The sequence below is a fragment of the Mucilaginibacter sp. SMC90 genome, from assembly GCF_022811725.1.
GTDB lineage: Bacteria > Bacteroidota > Bacteroidia > Sphingobacteriales > Sphingobacteriaceae > Mucilaginibacter.
This window is the reverse complement of record NZ_CP094527.1, coordinates 2,710,826-2,730,276: the sequence shown is the minus strand read 5'-3', so window position 1 is coordinate 2,730,276 and position 19,451 is coordinate 2,710,826. Positions and strand designations below refer to the sequence as shown.

Sequence of the window (19,451 nt, the reverse complement as noted above, 5' to 3'; positions counted from 1 at the left end):
ATATGATCACGCAAAGACGCGAAGGCGCTAAGAAAAACTTTGCGTCTTAGCGCCTTTGCGTGCCTAATTAACCTGTTAAAGTTCTGTTACCTACCAACTACTCACTTATCTATTCCCTCTAAAGCAAATAAAAACGCGTAATTCAATGCCTCTTCCTTTAAATAATCAAACCTGCCCGATGCACCACCGTGGCCATAATCCATATTGGTATGAAGCATTAATACGTTGCTACCTGTTTTATCAGCCCTTAGCTTGGCTACCCATTTTGCAGGTTCAAAGTATTGCACCTGGCTATCGTGCAAACCGGTTATAACCAACATATTCGGATAAGCTTTCTTCTCTACGTTTTCATAAGGCGAATAGCTCTTCATGTATTTGTAAGCATCCTCATTTTTAGGATTTCCCCATTCGTCAAACTCATTGGTGGTTAACGGAATACTTTCGTCAAGCATAGTGTTCACCACGTCAACAAAGGGAACTTCGGCAATAATGCCATGCCACAAATCGGGAGCCATGTTGGCTACAGCACCCATCAGTAAACCACCCGCACTCCCACCTTCGGCATACAGGTGTTCTTTACTGGTATATTTTTGATCAACAAGGTATTTACCACAGTCAATAAAATCGGTAAACGTGTTTTTCTTTTTCATCAGTTTACCATCCAGGTACCATTGACGGCCCATCTCCTGCCCTCCGCGGATTCCGGCCATTGCAAAAACAAATCCCCTGTCAAGCAAACTCAGCCTGGCACTTGAAAAATACACATCATTGGTATACCCGTACGATCCATAACCATACAGCAGCAAAGGTGCCTTACCATTCTTTTCAAAGCCTTTTTTGTAAACCAGCGATATCGGCACTTTAGTACCGTCGGTAGCAGTTGCATAAAGACGTTCGGTTACATAGTCATCGGTTTTGTAACCACCCAATACCTCCTGTTGCTTCATCAGTTTGGATGTTTTGGTATCCATGTTATAATCAAAAGTAGATGATGGCGTGGTAAGCGATGTATAACCATACCTTAATACCTTGCTGTTATAATCGGGATTGGCACCAACGTAAATAGCATAAGCAGCTTCCTTAAAGTCAACGTAATGTTCCTGTCCTGATGCAAGGTTACGCACCCTGAACTGGCTCAGTCCGCTTTTGCGCTCGGTGATCACAATATAATCCTTAAATTCTTCAACACCTTCAAGCAATACATCCTTACGATGCGGTAATACTTCCTTCCAGTTGCTGCTTTCCGTTTTATTAAGCGGGCATTCCATCAACTTAAAATTAATGGCATCCTGGTTAGTCACTATCAAAAATTTATCGGCCAGCGCGGTTACGCTGTATAATACATCTTTGATGCGCGGCTGAAAAACTTTAAACGCGTCATTAGGTTTATTGGCATCCAAATACCTTAATTCGGATGATAAGGTAGCCTGCGATTGGATAAAAATATACTCACCTGATTTAGATTTATCTACACCTATGTAGTTTGATTTATCTTTCTCCTCGTATACAACAACGTCAGCCTCTTTCGATCCCAGCGCATGACGCTTAACTTTTTCTGTAAGCAGCGTTTCCGGGTTCTTGGCTGTATAGAATAGTGTTTTGTTATCCTTGGCCCAAACAGATCCGCCGGTTGTATTAATTATTGCATCGGTATAGATCTCCCCCGTTTCCAGGTTCTTAATATGAATAGCGTACTGCCTGCGCGATACCATATCAACTCCATAAGCAAGCAACTTGTTATCCGGACTAATATTAAACCCGCTAACCGAATAATAGCTATGTCCCTTGGCCATTTTATCCACATCAAGCAACACTTCCTCTTTGGCCTCAAGACTTCCTTTTTTGCGGCAATATTTAAAATACTCTTCTCCTTCGTCCGTACGCGAATAATAGTAATAACCATTTTTAAATACCGGTACCGATTCGTCCTTCTCCTTTATCCTGGCCTTCATCTCATCAAATAACACCTTTTGAAAACTCCTGGTACCGCTCATCATGGTATCCTGATAGGCGTTTTCGGCTTTCAGGTAGTCCACGGCTTTGGTACTGTCAGGCCCTTTCTTAAAATAGTCTATCATCCAGTAATAGTTATCAGTAACCGTATCATTGTGGATGGTGCGGATATGCGGCTTAACTTCGGCAATGGGAGGTTTTACATCAGGCCATTTATACATAGTAGTTTCTGTTTTTTGTTTGCACGAAGCGGCAAAGATCAAAATACTTACCGGGATAATTACTTTTTTCATAGGTGATGGTTTGAGGGACTTGTATAAAGTTAAGTTTATAAACATAAAAAGCCAATAACAGTCAGCATTTTAAGCGGTTACCGTTTTTAACATAAGCGCACGATACGGGCAAAAAAAATCCACCTGCTATTGCTAACAGGTGGATGGGGATATAAATTAAAACAATAAACTACTAAGCCAAATTGCGCCCGGCATTTACAATACCATAAACTGTACGGATCACCAGCTTATTATAAATATCATTAAGCTCGGTATCCTTTTCGTAGTTTATACACTGCAGGGCGTAGTGCTGAATGATAACCAATGGCAACACAATTTTTTCGCGGATAGCGATAGAACGACGCTCAACAGGGTATTCCTCCATGAGTACTGTACTGCCTGTTAGTTCTATCAGCATTTCGCGGGTAAGCGTAAACTCGTCACGCAGCACTTTCCAGAAAGCACCAAATTTTTCATCCTCCTCAAGATAAGCTGTAACCCTGAAATCTGATTTCGACATCGACATCATACAGTTATCAAGCATGGTTTTAAAGAAACCCGAAGTTTGGTAAAGCTCTTTAACCTCATCCCAGCCGCCGGTTTCCTTAACCTGTTTAAGCGCTGTGCCAACACCATAAAAACCAGGGATGTTTTGCTTTAGCTGGCTCCATGAGGTCACGAAACTGATAGCTCTTAAATCTTCCAGTTTCAATTGCGCACCTGCATTACGTTTGGTTGGGCGGCTGCTGATATTAATCCTGGAAAGTAATTTAAGCGGACTGAATTTCTCCAGGTATTCAACAAATAAAGGATGTGCACGCAGATCGATAAACAGCTTGTAACTCACATCGGCCATTTGCTGAATGAGTTCTTTATGGCGGTTATCCAACAGATCGTTACGGTTAGGGTGCAGTGCCGAAATAACACCGGCATTGATCAGCTGCTCCATGTTAAATCTTGCAGTTTCAACCGAACCATATTGTGAACTCACCGTTTGTCCCTGGATAGTTAACTGGATATGCTCATTGGCAATCTCTTTACCCATTGATGCGTAGAAACGGTGTGTTTTACCACCACCACGAGCGGGTGGGCCTCCCCTGCCGTCAAAAAACGCCAGTTGAATACCATATTTGCGGGCCATAGCAGTAAGCTCGACCTTAGCTTTATATATCGACCAGTTAGCCATCAGGTAACCACCGTCTTTTGTACTATCCGAAAAACCGAGCATGATGGTTTGCTGGCTGCCCCTGTTTTTAAGATGTTCGGCATAAAACGGATGTGTATATAGTTGCTCCATGATACCCGCCGCATGTTCCAGGTCGTTTACGGTTTCAAACAAAGGCATGAAATCGATGCTCAGGTTATCTTTTTTCCATCCGCTCCATAAAAACAGGTCGATAAGCTGCAGGATATCTGATGCCCGCTGGCAATTACTGATGATAAAGCGCTGACATGCCCTTTCGCCATTACCTTCCTGAATCTGCTTAACCAGCCTGATGGTATCCAGTGTATCATGGATCATAGCATCTTTTTCCGCTTCAGGGCAAACAAAGTCGGCCTCTTTAAAAACGATGCTGTTTATTTTTTCATCCTCACTTAAGTCAGCATAACCATCGGGCACCCCTGTACCAATGTTTTGGGTACCGTATTCAAATACTTTACGTAAAATACGGCTGTCCTGCCTGATATCCAGCGTTGCAAAATAGCATCCAAAAAGGCGTACTTTCTGGATCATATCCTCAACGATATCAACAAACAAGCCATCGTGATCTTTAAGGATCACATCTTTAATGGACAGCAATAATTCCAATATTTCACCCTGTAAGTCAACCGGTGCCAACTGTTCATTGGCATTTTTATAAAACAGGTTTTCCAATTGGGCCATAGCCTGCTCAACCCCGCGGAAGGTAATACGGCGTTTAAGTGTCCTGAAATCGCGATAATAACACCTGAACAAACGTTGCCTTAAAAAGCTGGCTACTTCTTTGGTGGTTTGGGTGGTTACGTTAGGGTTACCGTCACGATCTCCGCCCGGCCAAAAACCAAGTTCCAGTATCTGACGGCTTGCTGCGTCAATATCAAATTCTTCTTCAAGCTTGGCCTGAATATCTGATACGGCATGGTAAAATATATTTTCCAAAAACCAGGAAAGACTAACAGCCTCATCAACCGGTGTTGGCGATGTTTTATTAAAGAAAGGGGTTTTACCCAATTGCTGCAGCAATACATCGATACTATTAATATCGTTGGTTTTTACGGCCTCAATCAAATCGGTCATGATGCCAAGCACCGTGCCCGGATAAAATTGCGTAGGGTGAGCGGTAAGTACCAGGCGTAACGAAAAATCTTTAAGCTTTTCGCTGATGTCCTGACGGCTCTCATCGCTTATGGCAGCATGTTGCAGTAAACTTTGCAGGGTACCGCTGTCATCAAACTTTCCTATTTTATTAAACGACGAGTCTTCAATAGCATCGAACAAAACCACCTGCCGTTCTATATATTGTATAAACCTGAACATTCGGTTAATCTGCTCGCGATGTTCAATACCGGGTACGTATTTTTCAAAAAACGACTCAATAATAGCTGTCGGCGAATCATGGGTGATAGCGCCTTTTTCACAATGAGAACTAAAGAACGGTAGTAAAATACCGGTATCCTTTACCTGGTAAAACGGAAGTGTTTGAAACAAACTGTTATATAACTCAAATCGGGTAACAACCTCATTATTGAAGGCTGCTTCTCTTTGGCTGAGTTTTAACGTTGGCGACATAGTAAAAATTTAAATTGAGGTAAAATTGATTGGTTTAGCTTTTGGCCTTTTCCGGGGGGTGAATTTACTGATCTTTAATTTAAATTCATCAAAAAGTAAATATTTATTAACACAAATCTTTAATTAATACCATTTTTTCAAAAAAACAAACAATAATTAAAAAAATGAAAATCCAAAACGCAATTTGAGGGCAATAAATTATATTTAATAAAAACAGCCCGAACAAACAAAATTGCTTATAATAGTTCTGTTATTTATAAAGCTGCTACTACCATGTCTATAAACATCAGGGAGATAAAAAGTTTCTTTTACAGCCAATATTTTTCTGATGGGATCCGGATATGCACAGGCATTTTACTGCCTTCTTTACTGTTGATGCAGTTTGATAAATTTGATCTTGGCCTTACGCTTTCACTGGGTGCATTGTGCATTTGCGTTATTGATACCCCCGGCCCTGTATCGCATAAACGTAATGCTATGGCTGCGGGTAATCTGTGCCTGTTTTTAGTAGCTGTTATTACCGGTTTCGCACGGCTCAACGTAGTTACCCTGGGCATTGAGATCACCTTCTTTGCTTTTTTGTTTTCCATGTTCACTGTGTATGGCAACAGGGCGGCATCAGTGGGTACCTGTTCATTACTGATCATGATATTCATGATGGATAAAGCTTTGGCCGCACCCGAGGTATTGGGTTACAGCGCTACAATTTTGGCAGGCGGTATCTGGTATATGATCTTTAGTCTTCTTTTTTTTGGCATTCGTCCTTACCGCGCCGCACAACAGGCACTTGGCGAAAACGTAACCGATATAGCTCGCTTTTTACGCATCAAAGCCGATTTTTATTTATCGGATACTGATATCGATGAAAATTATCGCAAACTGGTTTCCAAACAAATACAGGTGAGCCAGCACCAGGATGCAGTACGTGAACTGCTTTTCAAAAGCCGTATTATGGCACGTGAATCAACGGCTCCGAGCCGCATATTAATACTCACCTTTGTTGACCTGGTTGATATCTATGAGCAGATCATGGCCACACATTACGACTACGCCTATATTCGTGAAAAATTTAAAGATACCGGTGTACTTACTGAGGTGGCCCGCATTATCCACAACATGGCCGATGAGCTCGATGACGTAGCCTATATCGTATTATCAAACACCCGTCGCCGTCATCTTACAGATTTTAATATTGAGCTGGAAAAACTTAAAATAAAGATTGATTCAATTGGCAAAAACAACCAGGAAACAAGCAACCTGGTACTTAAAAAAATCCTGATAAACCTGCGTACGCTTGGCGAAGGCATCAACAACATTTATAAATACTACAGCTCAAAAGCAGCCGAATCATTAAACGAACCTAAAGGCGATGTGGAGTATACTGCATTTGTTAGCCACCAGGATTTTGCACCTCATATTTTCTTTGATAACTTCACTCTGGCCTCGGGTGCGTTTAAGCATGCCCTACGGGTAGCCCTGGTATGTTTAATAGGCTTTGTTACAGCTAAACTGGTATCCCTGGGCCACCATAGCTATTGGGTGCTGCTCACTATCATTGTAATATTAAAACCAGGATTCAGCCTTTCCAAACAACGTAACTATCAACGTTTGATAGGCACTATTGGCGGCGGTGTTATAGGTATAGCCATACTTACTTTTATACCTAACATAACTGTGCAATTTATTTTCCTGATCATATTTATGATGGGCGCTTACAGCTTTCAACGCCTTAATTATGTAGTAAGCGTTATTTTCACCACACCTTACGTACTTATACTGTTTAAGTTTTTAGGGGTAGGTTTGCTCAATGTGGCACAGGAAAGGATCATTGACACTATCATAGGCTCAACCATTGCTTTGGTAGCCAGCTATTTAATTTTCCCAACATGGGAGTTTGAACAGATCCAGGAAACCCTTAGAGACGTGGTTACTGCAAATATCAACTACCTGGTTACCATTGCAGAAAGCATCTCGGGTAAGATGATCAGCATTACTACCTATAAGCTGGCGCGCAAAGAAGTTTACGTAAAATCAGCTAACCTTTCGGCCATGTTTGAGCGCATGACATCAGAGCCTAAAAGCAAACAGCGCAAAATAAAGGAGGTGCATAAATTTGTGGTGCTTAACCACATTCTTTCATCGTACATAGCAACCATTGCATCGGCACAAAGCAAAAAGGAGATCCCCGTTGCCCACCCCGAAGCCATGAAGCTGATCAAGAAAAGCATAACCGTGCTAAATGATACTGGTCAAAAACTGCATGCTCAAAATATTGAGTTTAATATAGGTAAAATTCCGCCTGTCGGTGCCGAAACCCCAAAGTCGGTAGCACTGGCAGAGGATGTATTATTAAAGGAGCAATTGGGCTTTATCAACAAAATCAGCTATGATATTGCCAGGATCACAGATAGTATCCTGGTTTAGCTATTAAACAACACCCCATGCCTTTTACCTTTGCGCATCCGGCTATAGTTTTACCACTTGATAACCTTAAAACCCGCAGGTTTTCCTTAACCGGATTAATCACCGGTGCCCTTGTTCCGGATTTTGAATACTTTATCAGGATGCGTATCTACAGCATTTACAGCCACACTATTTGCGGATTGTTTTGGTTTGATATTCCTTTGGGAATATTGCTGGCATTTTTATTCCACAATATAGTTCGTAACGAGCTGTTCGATAATTTACCGCCTGTTTTAAGTGAGCGCCTGTTAACTTACAAAACCTTTAATTGGAATAACTATTTCAAAAAGCATTGGCTTGTGGTTTTGTATTCGGTTTTTATTGGTGCAGTATCCCATTTATTTTTAGACGCTTTTACTCACCCGGCGGGGTATTTTGTCAATCTGCTACCCGGCGTGTTTAACCAAACTATTATCGCCGATATTCCGCTGTATAAAATCCTGCAACATTCATTTACACTGATCAGTACTTTATATATAATTTATTACTTCCTGAAGATGCCTGCAATTCATCACACAAACCTGCCAACTTCAAAATACTGGATCCAGGCAGGTAGTTCGGCAACAATTATAATTGCGTTGAGGTTTTGGATAATTCCCGACTACCGGCTTGTTGCCAATGTGGTGGTATCTGTAATTTCGGCATTTTTGTCGGCGATCATGATCGCTTCTTTATTTTTTAAAACCGCTGTTTCAAATTGAGAAGTAAATCGTTTTTCAGTCAAAATTTCGCTGTAAAATATTCCAAATATGTTTAAACCTATAAATTAAAATATTTCTAAATACAAAAAATACCCACTTATGTGGATAGGTTCATGATGATTTTTCCCTACTTTAGCCATTGATGATACCCGTTGTTTCAAAATTACCCCAAACCGGAACTACCATATTCACCGTCATGTCGGCCCTGGCCAACGAGCTGGGTGCAATAAATCTGTCGCAGGGTTTTCCCGACTATAATTGTTCGCCAGAGCTGATCGAACTTGTAAATAAGGCCATGCAAGAAGGGCATAATCAATATGCGCCCATGGCTGGTGTAATGGCTTTAAGAGAACGTATTGCCGAAAAAACAGAAAAACTTTACGGTGCCGTTTATAACCCGGAAACAGAGATCACTATTACCGCAGGCGGCACACAGGCCATATTTACGGCTATAAGTGCTGTGATACATCCTAATGATGAAGTGATCATTTTTGAACCCGCTTTTGATTGCTACGCTCCTGCCATTAAATTGATGGGCGGCGTTGTAAAATCGCTTGCCCTTGAGCCACCCAATTATCGTATTGCCTGGGACATGGTAAAGCGGCTTATCAATCAAAAAACAAAAATGATCATCCTTAACTCGCCGCATAACCCAACGGCAACGATTTTGCATAAGGAAGATATTGAACAACTAAGCGCGCTGGTAAAAAACCAGGATATACTTATTTTAAGTGATGAGGTTTACGAACACCTTATTTACGATGGCGAAACGCACCACAGCATGGCCCGCTACCCTGAATTGCAGCAACGCAGTTTCATAGTAGCTTCGTTCGGCAAGCCTTTTCACGCCACAGGCTGGAAGGTTGGATATTGCATGGCCCCTGCTTATCTGATGAACGAATTCAGAAAAATTCACCAGTTTTTGGTATTTGCAGTGAATACACCTATTCAATATGCCATTGCCGAGCATTTAAAAAATGAAGAAACTTACCTGGGTTTAGCCGAATTTTTCAGGGAGAAACGCGACCATTTCCGCAAAGGGCTTGAACAAACACGTTTTAAGCTTTTACCTTGCAGCGGTTCGTACTTTCAATCAGTAACTTACCAGCACATAAGCGATGAAAAAGATGTTGACTTTTCCATCCGCATAGCTAAGGAATTCGGGGTAGCTACTATACCTGTTTCCGCCTTTTATAGTAAGGGAATTGATCACCATGTGTTAAGGTTTTGTTTCGCCAAAAGACAAGAAACTTTGGATAAAGCCGTTGATAGGTTAATTCGAGTTTAATTTTTGGTTCATGGTTCATCAATAACGTACCATAACCATTTAATAGGTTTTACTTTTATGGGTCTGAAAACTATTCGTGCAATTTAGCGATGAACCATGATCCATCAATTATGAACTAACTATGGAAAATCTAAAAATTACTGTTTTTCAGGGTTACCTTTTTTGGGAAAACACCGATAAAAATCTTCAAAATATTACGCTAAGGCTATCGGGTGGGATCCGCGAAAAAACAGACCTCATTATATTGCCCGAAATGTTCAGCACCGGCTTTACCATGAATGCAGCGGAGCTGGCCGAGCCCATGAATGGCAAAACCATGCAATGGATGGAGAAAACCGCCAGGCAATATGATTGTGTTATAACCGGAAGTATCATTATTAAAGAAAGCGGCAAATACTACAATCGTCTGGTATGGATGCGCCCGGATGGCACCCACGAGCACTATGACAAGCGTCATCTTTTTGCGCTTGGCCAGGAGCATAATACCTATACCGCCGGTACAAAAAAACTGTTTGTTGAGCTTAATGGCTGGAAAATTTGCCCGGTGATTTGCTATGACCTGCGTTTTCCGGTATGGTTACGCAACATTGAAGAAAACGCTTACGATTTGCTTATTGTTGTAGCTAACTGGCCCGAGCGCCGTGCTGCACATTGGCGTACCCTTATACCTGCACGCGCTGTCGAAAACCAATCGTACGTTATTGCGGTTAACCGGGTGGGCCATGATGGTAACGAGGTTTACCATAGCGGCGATTCTACCTGTATTGATCCTAACGGCAAAGTGATTTACTATAAGCGCGATGAAGAAGACCTTTACACTTTTAGCATTGTAGGCGATGAGATTGAGAAGGTACGTACTGCCCTGCCGTTTTTGAAAGATGCAGATGGTTTTGAGATCAATATCTGAAGGAACCTTGATTCGTAGGATTTAAGGATAACTTGATTCAGCTAACTATCAAGAAATCCTTAAATCCTACGAATCAAGGTCCCCCCCCTCTACCATTAGTTTTCCTTCACTTCATACAAAATTCATAACCGTTTTGAATTTTTGTATTGTTGAATTTGATGAAGGACAATGCGAAATATAAAATCCCTGCTATTTATATCACCCTTATTTTTTAGCTTACTAACACAAAAGGCCGAAGCACAAACAGATACGTTAAAGATCACTTTTCCTGATGCTGAAAAGCAGTTCATTGAAAATAACCTTAGCCTGCTTGCCCAAAAGTATAACGTTGATGCCTCAAAGGCGCTCATTCAACAAGCTAAACTATGGGATAACCCCGTTTTAAGCACCGATCAGAATATTCATGACGGCAGCACAAATAAATTTTTCAATCACTCAAATGGCGGCGGACAAGTATTTGTTCAGCTAAACCAGGTGTTTGCTACTGCCGGTAAACGCGGCAAACAAGTAAAAGTAGCCGAAGATGATGCCAAGGTTCAGGAAGCTGCTTTTAATGATCTGATGCGTAACCTTCGTTACAATCTGCAGCTTGATTTCAGTCAGTTAGGTTCGCTTAACGCGCAGCAACTGGTTTACCAAAACGAGATCAAATCGGCAACCGATCTGGTTAACGCCATTCAAAAATCCTATGATGTAGGAAACACTTCGGCTAAAGACCTTATCCGTTTAAAAGCATTGCTATTTGGCTTGCAGAATGATATGGTTGAAAATAACCGCCAGATCAATGATCTGCAAACGGAGCTTAAAACGTTGCTGCAAACCAAAGAGACTACGTTTGTACAGCCTGTCATTAACGACAAACCAACAGAAACAGTTGATTTGGATGTTCAATCCCTTATTAATCAGGCCATGACCAACAGGCCCGATTATTTATCAAACCAGTACCAGTTAAGTTCAGCTACGCACAACCTTGCTTATCAAAAAGCGCTTGCTGTGCCCGATGTTACCGTAGGTTTATCATACGATCAAAACAGCAGCTATGCCCCGCATTATTACGGTTTGCAAGTTGGTTTTCCTATACCGTTGTTTAACCGTAACCAGGGCAATATCAAATCGGCACAATATAATATCAAAAGCCAGGAAAGCACTTTAAAACAAAGTGAGTTTCAGCTTAAAAACGATGTAGTTGCAGCTGTTAATCAGTATAAATTAAACATCCAATTGTTTTCAACTCAGCAAATAGCCTTTAATGAACAGTATGACAAACTGTTTAGCGCAATGCTTAAGAGTTTCCAGCAACGCCAGATAAGCCTTGTAGAATTTGTTGATTTTTTTGATACCTATAAGGATACCAAACTGAAAATATTGCAGCAGCAATTCAACCTGCAAAAAGCTATTGCCGACCTCAATTTTGCTGTTGGCACAACCGTAATAAAATCCTGACTAACTTTTTAAGACTTACTATGATGAAAAGAGAAACGCTGTTTTCCGGCATCTCAGCTTTGCTACTACTTGCTGCCTGCAAAGGCAAAACCCCTCCTGCTGTCGAAAACAAACAGGTAACCGTAAGTGATTCAATGGCAAAAATTATCACTATCGATACAGCCAAGATCGCCACTATAAAAAACGAGCTTACCCTTTCGGGCGAGGTATCATACGATGACAATACTGTTGTTAAAGTATTCCCTTTTTCAAGCGGGCAGGTGCTGGACGTGAAAGTTTCGCTGGGCGATAAAGTAAGCAAAGGGCAAACCCTGGCCATTGTACGCAGCGCCGATGTTGCCGGGAACTATACTGATTTGAGTTCATCAAAATCAGATCTTGCCATTTACAAACGTCAGCTTGAACAGGCCGAATACCTGTACAAAAACGGTATATCAAGCGAGCGCGATTATACCGAGGCTAAAGAGAACTATAACAAAGCCGAAGCAGCTTACAGCAAAGTAAAAGATCAAATTGCCATTAACGGTGGTGGCAACACCAGCCCGGGTGGTACTTTGGTGATCAAAGCCCCTGAAAGCGGTTTCGTAGTTGAAAAAAACATTACAGCAGGCGGCTTCATCCGTCCGGATAATGCAAACAGTATGTTCACCATATCAAACATGAAAGATGTGTGGATCTGGGCTAACGTATTTGAATCAGACATCAGCCGTGTTAAAGTTGGCTATACAGCTAAAGTTACTACCATTGCTTACCCTGATAAGGTATTTACCGGTAAAGTTGATGCGGTTAGCTCGGTACTTGACCCTGATAACAAAGTATTAAAGATCAAGATAATACTACCTAACGATGGCATGCTACTTAAGCCGGAGATGTTTACCAGCGTGGTAATAGCCAATAGTGAAAAAGCACAATCAGTAGCCATACCGGCAAAAGCGGTTGTTTACGATAACAGCAAAAACTTTGTAGTAGTTTATAACAGTAAAGACGATTTGAAAGTGCGCCAGGTAGCCGTTATCAAAACGGTTGAGGACACCACCTATATATCATCAGGCCTGCAGGCAGGTGATAAGATCATATCGAAAAACCAGTTACTTTTTTATGATGCCATTGCCGGCAATAACTAAGAGGCAGGTTATTAAAACAACTGTCTGACTTTAAAACCAGGCAATTACGTTTTTTAAACATAAAGACTACAATGAACAAGTTCATCAAAAATATCATATACTTCTCGCTCAGGCACCGCTACTTCGTGTTTTTCATGACACTGGTACTGGTGGTATTGGGTGTTTGGAGCTACTCCAATACCCCTATCGAGACCTTTCCTGACGTTACCAATACGCAGATCATCATTATAGCCCAATGGCCTGGCCGCAGTGCCGAGGAGATGGAAAAGATGGTTACCATCCCAATGGAAACCGTTCTAAATTCGGTACAGAAAAAGGCTAACCTCCGTACCACATCATCATTCGGTCTTTCATACATCCGTATCATTTTTGATGACGACGTTGATGACGCCTTTGCGCGCCAGCAGGTATTAAGCCGGCTGGGCAACGCCGATTTGCCAGATGGTGTAAAACCTGAAGTTGAGCCTCCATACGGCCCAACAGGTGAAATTTTCCGCTATACGTTAAAAAGCCATACCAAATCATTACATGATCTTACTGCGATACAGGATTGGGTACTCGACCGCCAGTTTAAATCAATTCCGGGTGTAGCCGACGTAAACAGCTTTGGCGGTGAAGAAAAAACTTATGAAGTAAGCGTAAACCCTTCACTGTTGCAAAAATACGGGCTTACCTCGCTTGATGTTTATACTGCCCTTAACCGCAGTAACATTAATGTGGGTGGTGATATCATCGAAAAAAATGACCAGGCTTATGTTGTACGTGGCATAGGTTTGATCAATAATATTGACGAGATCCAGAATATCATTATTAAAAATGTAAATAATGTACCTATCCTGGCCCGCGATATTGCCGAAATTAAAGAAGGTGGGTTACCTCGTTTAGGCCAGGTTGGCCGTGATAAAGATAACGATGTTATCGAAGGCATTGTGGTAATGCGTAAGGGCGAGAACCCTGCTGAGGTGTTAAAGCTCATTAACCAAAAGGTTGTTGACCTTAATAAAAACGTGTTACCTGCCGACGTAAAGATCTCTACCTTTTACGATCGTACCAACCTGATGGATTTTTGTACCGAAACCGTTATCCATAACCTTTGCGAAGGTATTATACTGGTAACTGTTATCGTGCTGCTATTCATGGCCGACTGGCGTACTACACTTACCGTAGCAATCATCATTCCGCTGGCTTTATTGTTTGCCTTTATCTGTTTAAAATTAAAAGGGATGAGCGCCAACCTGCTCTCGATGGGGGCGGTCGATTTCGGTATTATCATAGATGGAGCAGTGGTGATGGTTGAGGGCATCTTCGTAGCGCTTGATCACCGGGCCAAGGAGGTAGGCATGCAGAAATTTAATGGTCTTGCCAAGCTCGGCTTGTTTAAGAACGTTGGTGCAGAGATGGGTAAAGCTATCTTCTTCTCTAAACTCATTATCCTTACCTGTTTGGTGCCAATCTTCGCGTTTCAAAAGGTTGAAGGTAAAATGTTCTCCCCGCTGGCTTACACTTTAGGCTTCGCTTTGCTTGGTGCATTGATATTTACCCTTACACTTGTACCGGCCCTGTCAAGCATATTGCTTAACAAAAATGTAAGAGAAAAACACAACCCGGTAGTATTGTTTTTTGAACAAGGTATCCGCCGTATGTTTAGCTACACTTACCGTAACCAAAAATTAAGCCTCATTGTAGCTGTAGCCTTCATGGCAGTTACCTTTTTCTCGGCTAAGTTTTTAGGATCAGAGTTCCTTCCGCAGCTTAATGAGGGTGCCCTTTGGGTAACTGCGCAGTTGCCAATGAGCACATCGTTGGAAAGCTCGGTTAAGGTAACTGATAAAATGAGACAGATCCTTGCAACCTTCCCCGAAGTAAAGCAAACCCTATCGCAAGTTGGCCGAACCAATGACGGTACCGACCCTAAAGGTTTTTTCAACGTACAAATACAAGTTGACCTTTTACCTAAAAAAGAGTGGAAACGCAGTATCACCCAGGAACAGCTGATAGCTGACATGGATAAAAAACTGAGTCAGTTTCCGGGTATAGTGTTCAACTACTCGCAGCCTATTATTGATAACGTGGCCGAGGCTGTTGCGGGTGTACCGGCGTCAATGGCTGTTAAAATATTCGGTCCGGATTTCCAGGTACTCGATGAAAAGGCCGATTCGGTTATGGCTGTACTTAAAAAGATCCAGGGTGTTGAAGACCTTGGTATCCTTCGCAACCTTGGCCAACCAGAGTTCCGTATTGAGCTCGACCAACGTAAAATGGCACTTTATGGTGTATCAACTGCCGATGCCAACTCCGTTATTGAAATGGCTATAGGCGGTAAAGCAGCTTCACAACTTTATGAAGGCGAACGTAAGTTTGATATCAGGATCCGTTATCAAAAACAATTCAGGGATACTCAAAGTAAAATTGAAAACCTGATGGTGCCAACCTTAAACGGTTCAAAAATTGCCATCAAAGAGATCTCGAAGATCACTACTTTAACCGGCCCGGCATTTATTTACCGCGACAACAACATGCGCTATATCGCTGTAAAATTCTCGGTGCGTGGCCGCGACTTAGGTAGTACCATAGCCGAAGCACAGGAAAAAGTAGGTGCTGCCGTAAAACTGGATCAGGGCTATTCATTTACCTGGAACGGTGAATTTGAAAACCAGATCAGGGCTTCAAATACTTTAGCACACGTAGTACCAATATGTTTGCTGGTGATATTCCTGATCCTGTTCATAACCTTCGGTAATGCTAAAGATGCAGTATTGGTTATCCTCAATGTTCCATTCGCCCTGATAGGCGGTATCTTAGCATTGCATATCACCAACACAAACTTTAGTATATCGGCAGGTATCGGTTTCATTGCACTATTTGGTGTCTGTATCCAAAACGGGGTGATCCTGATATCGGTGTTCAAGAAAAACATTGAAGATAAAATGCACCTTGATGAGGCCATTATGCAAGGCGTGATATCACGCGTTCGTCCTGTAGTGATGACCGCATTGATGGCTGCCATTGGTTTGATGCCAGCGGCTATTTCAACCGGCATTGGTTCTGAAACACAAAAACCGCTGGCTATAGTGGTAATTGGTGGCCTGGTAACTTCAACTATACTTACCTTATTGATATTACCAATCATCTACGCCATAGTTTACCGCCTCATTCACCGTCGTGAAAACCGTAAACTGCTTAAAAAAGTAGGAATGATAAAAGGATAAGATTGAACGCTGATTATTTCGAACTAAATCGAATTTCAAGAATTAGTTATTCTAAAACAGATAGCGATGGGTTGTATACCTGTCGCTATTTGTTTTTACGGATCATTATTATCCTGACAATAAAATAGAGACCGTTCCTGTTAATAAATATTCATGGTAATTAGTGTAATTTGTGCACACTCAAATCATATAATTGGTTTTTAATAATATGTCACTCATAAAGCCCGTATTCCGTTCTGCTTTACCAGTCGCCTTGTTGCTTGTTTTGCCTTTTTTTTCATCGGCACAAAAGAAAAAAGAAAAGGATAAGGACTACGCCCAACTGGTTGATCCTTTTATAGGTACCGGCGGGCATGGGCACACCTACCCCGGTGCGGTAATGCCGTTTGGCATGGTGCAGCTTAGCCCGGATACAAGGTTAGAAGGCTGGGATGGCTGCTCGGGCTATCATTATACCGATAGTTTGGTTTATGGTTTTTCGCATACCCATTTAAGCGGAACCGGCGTACCCGATTATTGTGATGTACTTTTTATGCCAACCACCGGCGACCCTAAATTTAAAAACACCGAATACCGTTCTCATTTTACCAAAAAGAATGAAAGCGCTACCCCCGGCTACTACCATACCCTGCTTGATAAATATAATATTGGCGTTGAGTTAACAGCCACCACGCGCGCGGGGGTACATCGATACACGTATCCGTCTACCGATAAGGCAAACATTATTATTGATCTGCAGCATCGCGATGAAGTGCTGGATTCATGGATTGAAGTGGTAAACGATCATGAGGTACGCGGCTTCCGCATGTCAAAATCATGGGCAGATAAACAACAGGTGTATTTTTACGCCAAGTTTTCAAAGCCTTTTAAAACCTATGGCATTGCCTCAAATAACGAGGTTCAAAATGGGCAGAGTAAAGTACAGGGTAAAAATATAAAGCTGTTTCTGCAATTTGATAATCCCGGCGAAGTGGTCAGCAAAGTAGGTATCTCTTCCGTGAGTACCGAAGGCGCTTTGAAAAACCTGGATGCAGAAGTACCGGATTTCGACTTTAAAAAAATCCAAAAGGATGCCAAAATAGCCTGGAATCATGAACTTAATAAAATTCAGGTTGAAGGTGGCGCTCCCGCACCATCGTCGCAAACTCAGGCGGTAGGCGGTACCGGCCCATACAATTACACCGCACCCGCCAAAAAAGTAGTCCAGCCTAATTATGCTAAAATAAAGCAAACCATCTTTTACACCGCGCTATACCATAGCATGGTAGCCCCGAACATTTACAGCGATGTTGACGGGCAATACCGTGGCATGGATCAGCAGGTGCATACAGCACAGGGATTTGATTATTACACCGTATTTTCGCTTTGGGATACTTTCAGGGCCGAGAACCCGCTACTGACGCTGATTGATCGTAAACGTACGCTTGATTTCATCAAAAGCTTTATGGCGATGTATGATCAGGGTGGTTTACTACCGATATGGCCACTGGCCACTACCGAAACTTACTGCATGATCGGTAATCACTCCATCCCTGTTATTGTTGATGCCTACGCAAAAGGCATCCGTGATTTTGATGCAGAGAAAGCTTTTACAGCAATGAAAGCCGCCGTTAACAGGAATCAGTTCGGCCTTGATAATTATCGCAAAAACGGAGCAGTTCAATCGGATGTGGAAGATGCCTCCGTATCCAAAACTTTAGAGTATGCTTATGATGATTGGTGCATAGCACAGATGGCCAAAATGCTCAATAAAACTGATGATTATATCCAATATATTCAGCGGGCCCAATACTGGAAAAACGTTTACAACAACCAAAATACCTTTATGCAGGCCCGCACAAACGGCGGCTGGCTGGAACCTTTTGATCCTACAGAGATCAACGGAAATTATACTGAGGGCAACTCCTGGCAATATTCGTTTTTAGTTCCTCATGATGTAGAAACCCTCATTGAAAAAATGGGCGGCAAACAATCATTTGAAAACAAACTTGATGAACTGTTCAGCACACAATCAAAATTGAGTGGCAGCGACATCCCGGATGTAGCTGGCCTCATAGGTCAATACGCCCATGGCAATGAGCCGAGCCATCACATGGCATACCTGTACAACTTTACCGATTCGCCTGATAAGACCCAATTTTACGTAAGCCGGATTTTACGCGAAGAATACAGCAACAAACCCGACGGCTTAGCAGGTAATGAGGATTGCGGACAAATGTCGGCCTGGTATGTGATGAGTTCACTGGGCATTTATAATATTGCGCCCGGTCAGCAGGATTTCCAGATCGGCATCCCACAATTTGATAAGGCGGTGATCAATCTCGAAAACGGTAAAAAATTCAATATTATCAACCCCGGTGCCGGTATCACCCGAAGCAATATCTATCTGCAGGGCATGAACCTTGATAAAAAAGTGTACAGCAAACTTTTTATTAATTACGATGATATTGTAAAAGGCGGAGATTTTGAAGTGTTTACCGGCCGGTTGGCTAATAAGATCTTTACCCAGGATTTGGAAAAGCCTGTTTCAAAGATCACTGATAATCTAATTGTTCCCAATCCTTACATCATAGCGCCTGCCAAATCATTTAAACAGCCATTCAGCATCCAGATAAAAAACCAGGACGCTGATGCAAATATCTATTATACCATTGATGGCTCTGCCCCTACCACTGCTTCAACACCTTATACCCAACCTATTAACATCAGTGATAATATTACGGTGAAAGCCGTCGCTATAAAAGATGGCAAAAGCAGCTTTATTGATGAAGCGAGTTTCATCAAATTGCGCAATGATATTAAGCTAACCATTGTAAATAAATACCTGCCAAACTACGCGGCTAAAGGCGATGAATCATTAATTGACGGGCAGCATGGTACCACCAACTGGCGCTTAGGAAACTGGCAAGGCTACCAGGGTAAAGATTTTATTGCTGTGGTTGATATGAGCGCTGTTAAACCTGTAAAGCAAATTAGCATTGGCGCATTGCAGGATAGCCGTGCATGGATCGTATTCCCTAAATATGTGCAGTTTTGGACATCAAATGATGGCAAAACTTATAAACTTGCCGCTACCGTTGATACCAAAGTTGACATTAAAGATACCAGTGTACAAACCCAGCAATTTACAGCACCGCTAAACACCAGTACCCGTTATATTAAACTGATAGCCAAACAATACGGTCCGCTGCCCGATTGGCATGAAAATAAAGGCAGCCAATCATACATTTTTGCTGATGAGATAACGGTAGAGTAAATGTGTAGATTTCAGATGTGCGGATGTGTAAATGAATCAGCCGGTCATGGAGGCACCATTTAAAA

Annotated in this window: 10 protein-coding genes; 8 read left to right on the top strand and 2 right to left on the bottom strand. The window is 42.0% G+C overall.

Annotation, left to right across the window (positions count from 1 at the left end; genetic code table 11):
• Positions 1-101: 101 nt before the first annotated feature.
• Together MTO98_RS11770 and MTO98_RS11765 are read right to left on the bottom strand one after the other, a co-directional pair.
• Positions 102-2,246 carry a S9 family peptidase gene (locus tag MTO98_RS11770; RefSeq protein WP_243486847.1) on the bottom strand — a complete coding sequence of 715 codons (2,145 nt, stop codon included), beginning with the start codon at positions 2,244-2,246 and terminating at the stop codon, positions 102-104.
• A 172-nt stretch (positions 2,247-2,418) separates the two neighbouring features.
• A complete protein-coding gene (locus MTO98_RS11765) occupies positions 2,419-4,995 on the bottom strand; it encodes a phosphoenolpyruvate carboxylase (RefSeq protein ID WP_243486846.1) in 2,577 nt (858 codons plus the stop codon).
• A gap of 273 nt (positions 4,996-5,268) precedes the next feature.
• Between MTO98_RS11765 and MTO98_RS11760 the strand changes: the two genes are divergently transcribed.
• The 8 genes from MTO98_RS11760 to MTO98_RS11725 all read left to right on the top strand — a co-directional run bounded on the left by MTO98_RS11760 (position 5,269) and on the right by MTO98_RS11725 (position 19,386).
• Complete coding sequence (locus MTO98_RS11760; protein WP_243486845.1) at positions 5,269-7,419, top strand: FUSC family membrane protein; 2,151 nt, start codon at positions 5,269-5,271, stop codon at positions 7,417-7,419.
• Between the two features lie 17 nt (positions 7,420-7,436).
• A complete protein-coding gene (locus MTO98_RS11755) occupies positions 7,437-8,159 on the top strand; it encodes a DUF4184 family protein (RefSeq protein WP_243486844.1) in 723 nt (240 codons plus the stop codon).
• Between the two features lie 142 nt (positions 8,160-8,301).
• Positions 8,302-9,447 (top strand): methionine aminotransferase, encoded by a 1,146-nt coding sequence (locus MTO98_RS11750; RefSeq protein WP_243486843.1) that lies wholly within the window; start codon positions 8,302-8,304, stop codon positions 9,445-9,447.
• Positions 9,448-9,568: 121 nt separating this feature from the next.
• Positions 9,569-10,354 (top strand): amidohydrolase, encoded by a 786-nt coding sequence (locus tag MTO98_RS11745; RefSeq protein WP_243486842.1) that lies wholly within the window; start codon positions 9,569-9,571, stop codon positions 10,352-10,354.
• Between the two features lie 168 nt (positions 10,355-10,522).
• Positions 10,523-11,797: a TolC family protein gene (locus MTO98_RS11740; RefSeq protein WP_243486841.1), complete on the top strand. Its 1,275-nt coding sequence runs from the start codon at positions 10,523-10,525 to the stop codon at positions 11,795-11,797.
• A gap of 20 nt (positions 11,798-11,817) precedes the next feature.
• Positions 11,818-12,921 (top strand): efflux RND transporter periplasmic adaptor subunit, encoded by a 1,104-nt coding sequence (locus MTO98_RS11735; protein WP_243486840.1) that lies wholly within the window; start codon positions 11,818-11,820, stop codon positions 12,919-12,921.
• 71 nt (positions 12,922-12,992) lie between these two features.
• Entirely contained in the window at positions 12,993-16,130 is a 3,138-nt protein-coding gene (locus tag MTO98_RS11730; RefSeq protein ID WP_243486839.1) for an efflux RND transporter permease subunit, read from the top strand.
• A 208-nt stretch (positions 16,131-16,338) separates the two neighbouring features.
• Entirely contained in the window at positions 16,339-19,386 is a 3,048-nt protein-coding gene (locus tag MTO98_RS11725; RefSeq protein ID WP_243486838.1) for a GH92 family glycosyl hydrolase, read from the top strand.
• Positions 19,387-19,451 lie beyond the last annotated feature (65 nt).

What these genes read in the sequence shown, in the direction of transcription:
- MTO98_RS11770 (WP_243486847.1), bottom strand. Translation starts at nt 2,246, where the DNA reads ATGAAAAAAGTAATTATCCCGGTAAGTATTTTGATCTTTGCCGCTTCG.
- MTO98_RS11745 (WP_243486842.1), top strand. Translation starts at nt 9,569, where the DNA reads ATGGAAAATCTAAAAATTACTGTTTTTCAGGGTTACCTTTTTTGGGAA.
- MTO98_RS11760 (WP_243486845.1), top strand. Translation starts at nt 5,269, where the DNA reads ATGTCTATAAACATCAGGGAGATAAAAAGTTTCTTTTACAGCCAATAT.
- MTO98_RS11730 (WP_243486839.1), top strand. Translation starts at nt 12,993, where the DNA reads ATGAACAAGTTCATCAAAAATATCATATACTTCTCGCTCAGGCACCGC.
- MTO98_RS11740 (WP_243486841.1), top strand. Translation starts at nt 10,523, where the DNA reads ATGCGAAATATAAAATCCCTGCTATTTATATCACCCTTATTTTTTAGC.
- MTO98_RS11735 (WP_243486840.1), top strand. Translation starts at nt 11,818, where the DNA reads ATGATGAAAAGAGAAACGCTGTTTTCCGGCATCTCAGCTTTGCTACTA.
- MTO98_RS11750 (WP_243486843.1), top strand. Translation starts at nt 8,302, where the DNA reads ATGATACCCGTTGTTTCAAAATTACCCCAAACCGGAACTACCATATTC.
- MTO98_RS11765 (WP_243486846.1), bottom strand. Translation starts at nt 4,995, where the DNA reads ATGTCGCCAACGTTAAAACTCAGCCAAAGAGAAGCAGCCTTCAATAAT.
- MTO98_RS11755 (WP_243486844.1), top strand. Translation starts at nt 7,437, where the DNA reads ATGCCTTTTACCTTTGCGCATCCGGCTATAGTTTTACCACTTGATAAC.
- MTO98_RS11725 (WP_243486838.1), top strand. Translation starts at nt 16,339, where the DNA reads ATGTCACTCATAAAGCCCGTATTCCGTTCTGCTTTACCAGTCGCCTTG.